The sequence below is a fragment of the Rhabdochromatium marinum genome, assembly GCF_016583795.1.
GTDB classification, from domain to species: domain Bacteria; phylum Pseudomonadota; class Gammaproteobacteria; order Chromatiales; family Chromatiaceae; genus Rhabdochromatium; species Rhabdochromatium marinum.
The window spans coordinates 1-11,221 of the sequence record NZ_NRRS01000105.1 but is presented as its reverse complement, the minus strand read 5'-3'; the positions used below and the strand labels follow the sequence as shown (position 1 = coordinate 11,221).

Below are 11,221 nucleotides of genomic sequence, written 5' to 3'. Positions count from 1 at the left end.
ATGTTAGGGGAGGCGGGTGCGCTGGCGCGGCGGCTCAGGGTTTGAGGGGCCAGCGCGTCCAGTCACTGGCGTGCTTCCAGGCCGGATGCAGGTAGGCGGTGGGACGCAGCGGCAGCGGCAGTTGCTCGATATCGAGCGAGGCGCGCAGTTGCACCTGATAGTCGCGGCCCGGTTCCAGACGGTTGCGATTGAGCAGCGGCAGGTTGCGGATGTCGCCCAGCGCATTGATGGCGGCATCGCGACTGAAATAACTGCGTCCTTTGGTGCTGGGTAACTGGGTGATCAGATAAGACTCCGAGAGCGGCTTGTAGCGGATGCGGTAGCGATAGGATTGATCGACCAAGCTCGGCGTCCAGAGCCGGGCTCGGCTGGGGCGCACGCGAATCTGCACCAGCAGCGTCAGGGGCACGCCGTTATCCAACGCTTCTAGTGCCCGATCACTAAATTCATAGTGGATGCGTGCATCCAAGGTGAACTGCTCGTCCTGGAGCCGGGTGCGTACCTGAGTGACCTCGAAGTCAGCACTGGCAGTGAGGGGAGCGCTGAAGACCGCTAGCAGCACCAGCAGCCCAGCAAGGCCAGTGGACAGCCGTCGCGAAGTCCGCCGCCGGAGATGCCGGGGGGTCTGGGGGACGCGTGACAGGCTCATGGCTTGAGCAATCGGGCGAAGAAAAACCCGTCGCTGCCCTGAAGACCGGGCAGCCGCTGGCACCCGTGGGCGCGTGCGATTTCCCTGTGGACCTTGGTTTGTGCGGCTGTGATCTCAGGTGCGATTTCCGGGATGGGATCTTCGCATGCCTCCGGATGGCGGGCCAGAAAGGCGCTGATTTGCTGTTCGTTTTCTTCCGGCAGCACCGAGCAAGTGATATAGAGCAGGAGACCCTGAGGCTTGAGCAGTGGCCAGAGCGCATCGAGCAGCCGCGCCTGGGTGCGGGCCAGAGCGGCAATATCCTGCTCGCGGCGCAGCCATTTGATGTCCGGGTGGCGGCGGATGACGCCAGTGCCGGAGCAGGGCGCGTCGAGCAGAATGCGGTCATAGCGCCGCTCGGCCCAGGGGCCGCGTGTCACCGTGGCATCCGCCTGCTGAATGTCGGCCTGGAGTCCCAGGCGTTCCAGAGTGCTGCGCAGGCTGTGCAGGCGCTCGGCGTCCTGATCCAGAGCGGTGAGCTGCAATTGGTTCGCCGCCAGTTCCTGTAGATGGGCGCTCTTGCCGCCGGGCGCGGCGCAGGCGTCGAGCACGCGCTGACCGGGGCTGGCGCACAGCAGGGCGGCGGCGCGCTGGGCACCGGCATCCTGCACCGAGACCAGCCCATCCTGAAAACCGGGCAACTGGCTGACCGGCACCGGCTGATCCAGTTGTAGTGCCTCGGTGCAACCGGGGACGGGCGTGGCGGTGATGCCGGCGGTGCTGAGCTGGTGCTGATAGGCCGCCGCTGTCAGGCGCTGGCGATTGACGCGCAGAAACATCGGCGCCCGGCTGTTGCTGGCCGCGACTATGGCCTTCCAATGATCCGGCCAGGCCGCTTGCAGGCGCGCCAGCAGCCAGGCAGGCATCAGGCTGTTAGCCACAGGATCCTGGACAATGGATGCGCACAGCTCATCGCGTTCGCGCACAAAGCGCCTCAATGTGGCATTGACCAGACCGCGCGCCCAGGGTTTCTCCAGCATGGCTGTGGCGCCCACGGTGGCTGCGACCGCTGCATGATCGGGCAGGGCTAGGGCGTCGAGCTGATAGAGACCGACGCGCAGCAGGCACTGCACATCCTGGTCGCGGGCTTTGAGCGGGCGTTGCAGGAGTCGGGCGATGAGAGCATCCAGGCGCGGCAGGCTGCGCAGTACGCCGAAGCTCAGTTCATGGAGTAGCGGCCGATCACGTGCACTGAGCCGCTCAGGCGGCTGGGGCGCCTCCGAGCTTTCCTCTGAGCCGGGCAGGGCGCTGTAGGGCGCCAGGGCGGCGGTCAGGGAGCGCCCAGCCACCAGTACCTGCACCAGCACCTGGGCCGCAGCGGCCCGAGTCTGTGCGCCCGGGGCGGTGGTGGGCGTTGAGCGGGGACGACGGCGCGAGGCTTTGGCTCTGGACCGCTGCGGCTGAGTGGGAGGGGTTGGGTTAGCCAAAGTGCGCGCCATGCAGCACTCGGGCATTGAGAAAATCCGCCGCGCGCATCGCCCGCTTGCCTGGGGCTTGCAATTCATGGATGCGCAGCGCACCGGCGCCAGTGGCCACCAGAATGCCGGTTTTATCGGCGCTTAGCACCGTGCCTGGTGCAGCTGGCGTGGCGTCGGGATCCAGGGACTCGGGTGTGGCAGCCCAGAGTCTGAGCGTCTCGGTGCCCAGGCGGGTCTGGGCAACCGGCCAGGGATTGAAGGCGCGGATGCGTCGGTCGATCTCGACGGCGCTCTGCGCCCAGTCGATCTGCGCTTCGTCCTTGCTGAGCTTGTGAGCATAGCAGACGCCCTCGCTGGCCTGAGGCTGGGGCTGGAGGCGCTGGTCGAGAATCGCCGGCAGGCTGTCGATCAGCAACTCGGCGCCCAGTGCGCTGAGGCGATCATGCAGGCTGCGACCGGTCTCGGTGGCGCTGATGTCGGTCTCGCGCCGGGCGAAGACCGGCCCGGTATCGAGCCCGGCATCCATCTGCATGAGTTCCACGCCGGTGCGGGTATCGCCGGCCAGGATGGCGCGCTGAATGGGCGCGGCTCCACGCCAGCGCGGCAGCAGGGAGGCGTGAATGTTCAGGCAGCCCAGCGCCGGTGCTGCAAGCACCGCCGGCGGCAGCAGCAGGCCATAGGCGATCACGATCATCAGGTGGGCCTGGTATTCGTGCAGGCGTTGCTGCGCTGTTGCGTCCTTGAGCGTGCCGGGCTGTTCCAGGGGCAGGCCGGCGTCGAGCGCGACCTGCTTGACCGGGCTGGGTTGTGGCTTGCGTCCGCGCCCGGCCGGGCGGTCAGGCTGGGTGTAGACAGCGGCGATGGGGTAGCCGGCGCGCAGCAGTGCCTGAAGTGCGGGCGCGGCAAAGTCCGGCGTGCCGGCAAACAGCAGGGGGGGCTTAATATGATGCATGGGTGACGAGCATGAGGCGCCGGTGACGCCCATGACGTGGTAGTGGTTCGGTTAGAGGCTGGCCTGCGCACGGGCGGCGGCTGCGCGTGGCGGCGGCTGGCGCTTGCGTGTGGTGGCGCGCTGCTCCTTGACGAGCTTGGTGCGAATCCGCTGGCGTTTCAGGTTGGAGAGATAATCGACAAACAGCTTGCCCTCCAGATGATCAATCTCATGCTGGATGCACACGGCTAGCAGGCCGTCGCAGTCGAGTTCGAAGGACTCGCCGGCGCGATTTAGCGCACGCACCTGCACCCGCTCCGCGCGGCGGACGGTTTCATAGAACCCAGGCACGGACAGGCAGCCTTCGTCCATTTCCTCCTCGCCTTCGAGTGCGAGGATTTCCGGGTTGATCAGCACCACCGGCTGATCGTGCCGCTCAGAGACATCAATCACAATGATGCGTTTGGCAATGCCCACCTGAATGGCCGCCAGTCCGATACCGGGTGCGGCATACATGGTTTCAAGCATGTCATCGACGATGCGTCGAATCGAATCGTCAACTGACTCCACAGCGGCGGCATGCTGTCGCAGTCGGGTGTCCGGGAAAGTGAGGATTTCGAGTTTCGCCATAGAGTTGAACTCTTTTCTTTAGATCGCTGGTAAGATTGGCGTGGAGTGATTACTATCGCGATGATACACCATTGATTCAATTTTCGGGGGTGGCGACGCGCTATGAACATTCGGCTAACCTGGGTTGGTCCCACAATTTTGGGCGCCGCTGCGCTCTTAACCGCGCTGCTGGCTGGCACTGCCGGTGCGGTGGAACTGCGCGCGGATCATCCCGAGCGTTACGAGGTGCGTCCGGGCGATACCCTGTGGGGCATTGCGGCGCGCTATCTGGACGCACCCTGGCGCTGGCGCGAGATCTGGGAAGAAAATCCCAATGTCGCTAATCCGAATCGGATCTATCCCGGCGATATTCTCACGGTTCGCTACCACGGCGGGCAGCCTCGGGTGGGCGTTGAGGACGGCATGCGCGTGGTGCGTCTCAAGCCCCGGGTGCGCACCGAGGCACTGGATGTCGCCATTCCGACCATTCCGGTCAGTGTCCTGGGCCCCTTCCTGTCGCGTCCGGTGGTGGCCAATGAGGCGCAGATTGATGCGGCGCCCTATGTGGTGGGGTTTCCGGATGATCGGGTGGTGGCTGGCGTGGGGGATGCGATCTTCGTGCGCAGCATCTTTGCCGAGCAGGGAACACGCTGGGAAATTCTGCGCCCCGGCAAGGAATTCCACGACTACGAGAGCGATGAGCCTCTGGGGTATGAGGCGGTCTATGTGGGCAGTGCGGAGCTGGTGCAAAGCGGTGACCCGGCCACGCTCAGAATCACCCATTCGGCTCTTGAGACTGCGCCGGGGGATCGCCTGCGCCCAGCCGAGGATGAGAAGCCGCTGCGCACCTTTTTTCCGCGTCCGGTCGAGCCGACGGTGCGAGGGCATATTATCTCGGTGCTGGGAGGGGTGTCGCAGATTGGTCAGTACGATGTGGTGGTACTGGATCGCGGCCGCGACAACGGCATCAGGGTTGGCGATGTCTTTGGTATTTACCGGGGCGGCACGGTTAAACGCGATCGCGTCCGCGCTCGCAGTGACGACTGGAACTGGCGCAATGAGAGTCCGCTGAACACAGAATTCTGGTTCGGTGACTGGGAGGTGACCGGTTGGCGGCGCAATCAGCTGGATGACAACGCCCCTTTACCCTTGCATGTCGAGGCGCGCCGCAAGACCGACAGCTATGTCGAACCCAACTGGTTTGTTGGCAGCGCCATGGTGTTCCGCAGCTATCCCCGGGTGAGTTTTGCGCTCATCATGAGCGCCAGCGCGGCCATTCATGTTGGCAATCTTGTCAGTGCTCCACCTGAGTAGCCGGCTGAGTAGCCGGCCGGCCACGCTGGCAGGCGTCCTGCAACGATGAGGGGGGCGCCAGCCACGGAGGAAGTGCGCAGCCTGCTCGCGCTGTTGCAAACCTCGGGCCTGGGACCGCGCCGCATTGCCAAATTGCTGACGCACGGCGGCAGTGCTCAGGCGGCGCTGGCCGCTGGTGAGCGGCTGTGGCGTGAGCTGAGTCTGCCGGCTGCGACCATAGCGGAGCTTGGGCAGCCGAACTGGGCGCGGGTGGATGAGACTCTGCGCTGGGTTGAGCATGCGCGCGCCTGGCTGCTGCTGCGCTCCGATCCGGCCTATCCCCCGCGCCTGGCGGAGTTGCATGATGCGCCTCCGGTGCTCTTTGGTGTTGGTGATGTCACCGTTTTATGCGAGCCGCAGCTGGCGATTGTCGGCAGTCGCAATCCCACCCCGGGTGGGGTGGAGACCACCCGCGAGTTCGCTGCTGCCCTGGCCCGGCTCGGACTGGTGATTACCAGCGGCCTAGCGATGGGCATCGACACGGCCGCGCATCAGGGGGCGCTGGCTGGCGGGCGCACCGTCGCGGTTTTGGGCACTGGGCCGGATCAAATCTATCCGCGTGGCAATCGTGAGCTGGCCCGGCGCATCATCGACGCCGGGGCACTGGTCAGCGAGTTCCCCCCTGGTGTGGGGCCGCACAGCAGCCATTTTCCGCGCCGCAACCGCATCATCAGTGGCCTGAGTCTGGGCGTGCTGGTGACTGAGGCGGCACCACGCAGCGGCTCCCTGATTACAGCTCGTCAGGCCGTGGAGCAGGGGCGCGAGGTGTTCGCGATTCCTGGCTCGATCCACAATCCATTGGCGCGCGGTTGCCATGCACTGATTCGCGATGGCGCCAAACTGATCGACAGCATTGATCAGTTGCTGGAGGAATTACTGCCGCAGCTGAAGCCGCTGATCGAATGTGCCGCGCCTGCGCCTGCGCCCGCGTCGCCGGGGCCAGTGGCGGGTCCAGCGGCAGTCAGTGCCGCTGATGATGGCCTGACGGCTGATCAGCGTCAGTTACTCGAGCACCTCGGGTATGACCCGATCACGCCCGATGAGCTAATTCAGCGCAGTGGCTGGCCAGCTCGCGAGGTGGCCTCAAGTCTGCTGCTGCTGGAGCTCCAGGATCTGGTGCTGGCGCATCCCGGTGGACGTTACAGTCGCCGCACATAAGGCCGGGCAGCGATCCCGCCGCCGCTGCCGGGTTGGCAGTGGTCGCGCGCGGTCGTTCCCGATAGAATGCTTGGGCACCCTAAGCGTGATGAGGTGATCGCATGTCCGAAACCATGGTCGATGTCCTGATTTATCTGTTCGAGAATTATATGGCTGGCGATGAAGAGAGTGGCGAGGAGGAGGCTGGCGAGTCGGAGGCCGCGCCCGTCAATCAGCATGAGCTGGAGCAAGAACTCAGTGCGGCCGGCTTCGGGACCATGGAAATTACCCAGGCGCTGGACTGGCTCGATGAGCTGGCCAGCCGCATGAGCACCGGTGAGGGTGTTTCCCCCAGCGGTGGCTCCACGCGCATCTATACCGAAGCCGAGCAGCGCAAACTGGATGTCGATGGCTGCGGTCTGCTGATGTTTTTGGAACAAAGCGGCATTCTCGATCCGCTGAGTCGCGAACTGGTGGTCGAGCGCGCGCTGGCCATTCGCCAGGCGGCGATCTCGGTCGAGGAGCTCAAGTGGATTGTGCTGCTGGTACTGATGAACCGCCCCGGTCAGGAAGAGGCTTTTTTCCAGATGGAAGACCTGGTGTACGACGAAGCCCCGCTCTATCTGCACTGACGCGTGACAAATTTGCAACACCCTTTTTCAGCTTCCTGACTTGACGCGCGCGTCGGCTTCGTCTTTCCTGATTAGGGTAGGGCGGCCGCGCGGCTGCCTCCATTCAGCTCCAACTCGAGCCCACGGAAGCTTTCATGAATCTGGTCATCGTCGAATCCCCCGCCAAAGCCAAGACCATCGAGAAATATCTCGGCAAAGAGTTCGAGGTGCTGGCCTCCTATGGCCATGTGCGTGATCTGGTGCCCAAGGAGGGCGCGGTCGATCCGCAACATGGTTTCGAGATGAAGTATCAGGTCATCGAGCGCAACGAAAAACATGTTCAGGCGATTGCCAAGAAGCTCAAGAACGCTGAGGCGCTCTATCTTGCCACCGACCCGGATCGCGAAGGGGAGGCGATTTCCTGGCATCTCTATGAGCTGCTGAAAAAGCGCCGCCAGATTGGCGATCGGCCGGTGTATCGGGTGGTTTTCAACGAAATCACTAAAAACGCTGTGCAGGACGCCGTGGCCAATCCGCGCGATTTATCGGTGGATCTGGTCAATGCCCAGCAGGCGCGCCGCGCACTCGATTATCTGGTCGGGTTCAATCTCTCGCCGCTGCTATGGAAGAAAATCCGTCGTGGGTTGTCCGCCGGGCGGGTGCAAAGTCCGGCGCTGCGCTTGATCTGTGAGCGCGAGACGGAGATCGAGGCCTTTGTCAGCCGCGAGTACTGGAGCCTTGATGCTGATGTGGCCAAACCCGATCCCAAGACGGCCGCCAAGCCGTTCAGTGCCAAGCTCGTCGAGCTCGATGGCAACAAAATCGAACAATTTAGCATCACCAGTGCCGAGCAGGCGGCTGCGGCTGAGCAGCAGATCGAGCAGGCGGCGCAGGGCCAGCTCTATGTCGATCAGGTCGAGCGCAAGCAGCGCAAGCGCAATCCGGCACCGCCCTTTATCACCTCGACGCTGCAACAGGAAGCGGCGCGCAAGCTCGGCTTTACCGCCCAGCGCACCATGCGCGTCGCCCAGCAGCTCTACGAGGGGGTGGATTTGGGCGGTGAGGCGGTGGGTCTGATTACCTACATGCGTACCGACTCGGTCAATCTTGCCCAGGAGGCGCTGGATGAAATCCGTGCCTATGTGGGCGAGCGTTACGACGACCAGCATCTGCCCGCCAAGCTGCGGGTGTTTAAGACCAAATCCAAGAACGCGCAGGAAGCGCATGAGGCGGTGCGTCCCACTTCGATTTTTCGCGAACCCAAAGCGGTGCGCGCGCATCTGAGTTCCGATCAGTTCCGCCTCTATGAGCTGGTCTGGAAGCGCACCCTGGCCTGTCAGATGGCCCATGCGCTGATCAATCAGGTGGCGATCAATCTCAGTGCCGGCGGGCTGGATGCGCCAGCGGGGATTCGCTTTCGCGCCACCGGCTCCATAGTGGCTGAGCCGGGTTTCATGCGCGTCTATCTGGAGGGACGCGATGACAGCAAAACCGCCGATGATGACGAGGAGCGCATACTGCCGGAGTTGGAGCGTGGCGATCTGGTCGATTTGCTGGCGATTCGCCCCGAACAGCATTTCACCGAGCCGCCGCCGCGCTATTCAGAAGCCTCGCTGGTTAAGGCGCTGGAGGAATTTGGTATTGGCCGCCCCTCGACCTATGCCTCGATTATTTCCACCCTGCAGGATCGCGAATATGTGACCCTGGACAGCAAGCGCTTTCTGCCCACCGATGTCGGGCGGGTGGTCAACAAGTTCCTGACCTCGCACTTTACCTCCTACGTGGATTACGACTTTACCGCGCGCCTGGAGGACTCGCTGGATGCAGTGTCGCGCGGCGAGGGCGACTGGATTCCGGTGCTGGAGGAGTTCTGGAAAGCCTTTAAGGAGCGGGTTGACTATACCCAGGAGCATGTCCAGCGCAGCGAGGTGACCCAGGAGGTCATTGATGAAAAGTGTCCGGAATGCGGCGGACAACTGTCCAAACGGCTCGGACGCAATGGGCTCTTTATTGGTTGCACCAACTACCCGGAGTGCAGCTACACCCGCGATCTGCATCAGGACGGTGACGCAGCGGCCAAGGAACCGGAGATTGTCGAAGGTCGCTCCTGCCCGAAATGCGGTTCGCCGCTGGAAATCAAGCGCGGACGCTATGGCAAGTTTATCGGCTGCAGCAGCTATCCCAAGTGCCGCCATATCGAGCCGCTGGAAAAACCCGAAGACACCGGCGTCACCTGCCCCAAGTGCAAGCAAGGCACCTTGCAGAAGAAACGCTCGCGGCGCGGCAAGGTGTTCTATTCCTGCTCCACCTATCCCAAGTGCGATTATGCGGTCTGGAACCAACCGCTGGATCGGGCCTGCCCGCAGTGCGGCTGGCCGGTGCTGACCCTTAAGGTGACCAAATCCAAGGGTGCCCAGTTGGCCTGTCCGCAGAAGGAATGTGGCTATGTCGCACCGGCGGATGACGTTGAGCTGGAAACGCAAGCGCCAGCGGCGGAACCGGCCACCGAGGCGGCTGACTGAGCGGGTACGGCCGCCGATGACCCATCGCCTGCGTCTGGCACGCGACTGGCTGCGCTCAGGCGCTGTGTTGGCCTATCCGACCGAGGCGGTCTATGGACTGGGCTGCGATCCGGGCAATGAGCGGGCCATCACCCGCCTGCTGCGGCTCAAACAGCGCACACCTGACAAGGGGCTGATTCTGATTGCCGCTGATATGACCCAACTGCGCCCCTTTGTGCAGGAGCTGGAGCCAGCGCGCATGGCCATCATCCAAGCCAGCTGGCCGGGCCCCAATACTTGGCTGCTGCCGGTGCGCGATCATGTCTCGCCGCTGCTGAGCGGTCGTTTTGACACCCTGGCGGTACGGGTGACCGCGCATCCGCTGGCCGCCGCGCTTTGCCGGACATTCGGCGGCGCTCTAGTATCCACCAGCGCCAACCGGGCAGCGCAGCCGCCGGCGCGCCAGGCCTGGCAGCTTAGGCAACGCTTAGGCTGTTTGCCCGATGCTGTGCTGACCGGAGCCTGTGGCGACCGCAGCCGACCGTCGTGCATTCGCGACGGTCGCTCCGGTCGGGTGTTGCGGGGTTAGTTAAGACTCACAGCCACGTCAGTCGTGACGGCTGTCCGCCTGGTGCTGTTGTTGCTCCTCGGCCTCGCGTGAGGCTTTGCGCGAGGACGTGCTCTGGTAGTAAAACAGCCAGGCGACGAAAATAAAGAAACCGATCATTTCGAGTTGAGCGTAAGCGTGCAGCTCCATCGGGGGATCCTCTGATTGAGTGGCGGCGTTAGGAAGTTTGCAGGTTAAAGCTGGTGTCAGCTTCAGTTCTGAAGCTAAGGGCGCTGATTGCTGAGGCAAGCGTCGATTCCCTGGTGGATACTCAGGTTATCCACCGAATAACGCGATGGGCGGGCCAGCGTTTGAGCGTAGAATCACCTCTTGTTGGCCGGAGCGCCTCGTCCCTGCCTGGACCGATCAACGCCGGATTAACCCTCTACGAGTCACCCAGCCCGTGCCCTGTCAGATCCGTCCTGCCGTGGTCGCTGACCTTAATGCCTTGGTGGCCCTGGAACAGGGCTGCTTTGAGACCGATCAGCTCTCGCGCCGCCAGTTCCGATACATGCTCTCGCGGGCTCGGGCCAAGACCCTGGTGGCCGAGGAGGCTGGGCAGCTCCTCGGCTACGTCTTGCTGCTCTTCAGCAAGGCGACGGCGGTGGCACGGCTCTACTCGATCGCAGTGGCGGACGCAGCGCGCGGTCGCGGAGTTGGCCGGGCATTGGTCAGCGCAGCGGAGCAGGTCGCTTGGCAGACCGAACGTCCCTTTGTGCGCTTGGAAATCCGCGTCGACAACCTGGCGTCTCGCGCACTCTTCGAGGGGCTTGGCTATCATCAGTTTGGCGTCCTGTCGGACTACTACGAAGACCACATGGAGGCACTGCGGTACGAAAAGACGCTGACCCCGGCCACTACGACGGAGCAGACTCGGGTGCCTTTCTACGAGCAGACGTTGGACTTCACCTGTGGATCCTCGGCGCTGATGATGGCCATGAAGGCACTGGAGCCGACGCTGGTGCTTGATCGCACGCTGGAACTGCGGATCTGGCGCGAAGCGACGACCATCTTTATGACATCAGGACACGGCGGTTGCGGGCCTTTTGGCCTGGCCCTGGCCGCCCGGCGACGCGGTTTCGCCGTCGAACTCTACGTCAACGATCGCGGCGTGCCGCTCGTTGATTCGGTGCGCAGCCCGGAGAAGAAGGAAGTCATGCGCCTGGTCCATGAGGACATGCTGGACGAGGTCATCCGCCTCGGTATCCCGCTGACTTACGGTACCCTCGCTCTTGATGAGGGTGCGGCCTCGACAAGATGTTATTTCGAGGAGTATGCTCTAAGCCTCTGTAAATGATGAGGCGAGGAGCGATCATGGCCACGGTTGTTCGGCGTTCGGGCGAAGAGATCACCATCGAAGTGAGCC

The 11,221-nt window shown here is 63.4% G+C and carries 10 protein-coding genes and 1 pseudogene; 6 read left to right on the top strand and 5 right to left on the bottom strand.

The genetic code is table 11. The features are described 5' to 3' along the window. Positions 1-34: 34 nt before the first annotated feature. Genes CKO36_RS17770 through def form a run of 4 tightly spaced genes read right to left on the bottom strand, consistent with a single transcriptional unit; the run spans position 35 to position 3,667 of the window. Entirely contained in the window at positions 35-649 is a 615-nt protein-coding gene (locus CKO36_RS17770; protein WP_200286254.1) for a DUF4390 domain-containing protein, read from the bottom strand. Then, positions 646-2,127 (bottom strand): 16S rRNA (cytosine(967)-C(5))-methyltransferase RsmB, encoded by a 1,482-nt coding sequence (rsmB, locus tag CKO36_RS17765; protein ID WP_200286253.1) that lies wholly within the window; start codon positions 2,125-2,127, stop codon positions 646-648. The genes CKO36_RS17770 and rsmB overlap by 4 nt, the downstream gene beginning before the upstream one ends. After that, positions 2,108-3,058 carry a methionyl-tRNA formyltransferase gene (gene fmt / locus CKO36_RS17760; RefSeq protein WP_200286252.1) on the bottom strand — a complete coding sequence of 317 codons (951 nt, stop codon included), beginning with the start codon at positions 3,056-3,058 and terminating at the stop codon, positions 2,108-2,110. The genes rsmB and fmt overlap by 20 nt, the downstream gene beginning before the upstream one ends. 51 nt (positions 3,059-3,109) lie before the next feature. Further along, complete coding sequence (gene def / locus CKO36_RS17755; protein ID WP_200286251.1) at positions 3,110-3,667, bottom strand: peptide deformylase; 558 nt, start codon at positions 3,665-3,667, stop codon at positions 3,110-3,112. Positions 3,668-3,769: 102 nt separating this feature from the next. Here def and CKO36_RS17750 point away from each other — a divergent pair, with 102 nt between their 5' ends. The 5 genes from CKO36_RS17750 (at position 3,770) to tsaC (ending at position 9,837) form a co-directional block, all read left to right on the top strand. Next, positions 3,770-4,960, top strand: a complete 1,191-nt coding sequence (locus CKO36_RS17750) for a LysM peptidoglycan-binding domain-containing protein (protein ID WP_200286250.1) — start codon at positions 3,770-3,772, stop codon at positions 4,958-4,960. A gap of 45 nt (positions 4,961-5,005) precedes the next feature. Then, positions 5,006-6,157, top strand: a complete 1,152-nt coding sequence (dprA, locus tag CKO36_RS17745; protein ID WP_200286249.1) for a DNA-processing protein DprA — start codon at positions 5,006-5,008, stop codon at positions 6,155-6,157. A 101-nt stretch (positions 6,158-6,258) separates the two neighbouring features. Beyond that, positions 6,259-6,768, top strand: a complete 510-nt coding sequence (locus CKO36_RS17740; protein ID WP_200286248.1) for a Smg family protein — start codon at positions 6,259-6,261, stop codon at positions 6,766-6,768. Positions 6,769-6,902: 134 nt separating this feature from the next. After that, positions 6,903-9,269: a type I DNA topoisomerase gene (topA, locus tag CKO36_RS17735; protein ID WP_200286247.1), complete on the top strand. Its 2,367-nt coding sequence runs from the start codon at positions 6,903-6,905 to the stop codon at positions 9,267-9,269. A 16-nt stretch (positions 9,270-9,285) separates the two neighbouring features. After that, positions 9,286-9,837, top strand: a complete 552-nt coding sequence (gene tsaC, locus CKO36_RS17730; protein ID WP_200286246.1) for an L-threonylcarbamoyladenylate synthase type 1 TsaC — start codon at positions 9,286-9,288, stop codon at positions 9,835-9,837. 18 nt (positions 9,838-9,855) lie between these two features. On the opposite strand, the gene CKO36_RS17725 is transcribed toward tsaC, so the two are convergent. After that, positions 9,856-10,005 carry a hypothetical protein gene (locus CKO36_RS17725; protein ID WP_200286245.1) on the bottom strand — a complete coding sequence of 50 codons (150 nt, stop codon included), beginning with the start codon at positions 10,003-10,005 and terminating at the stop codon, positions 9,856-9,858. Positions 10,006-10,258: 253 nt separating this feature from the next. Here CKO36_RS17725 and CKO36_RS17720 point away from each other — a divergent pair. Beyond that, positions 10,259-11,104 (top strand): annotated as a pseudogene (locus CKO36_RS17720) (peptidase C39 family protein); the annotation flags it as partial. Positions 11,105-11,221: the final 117 nt, after the last annotated feature.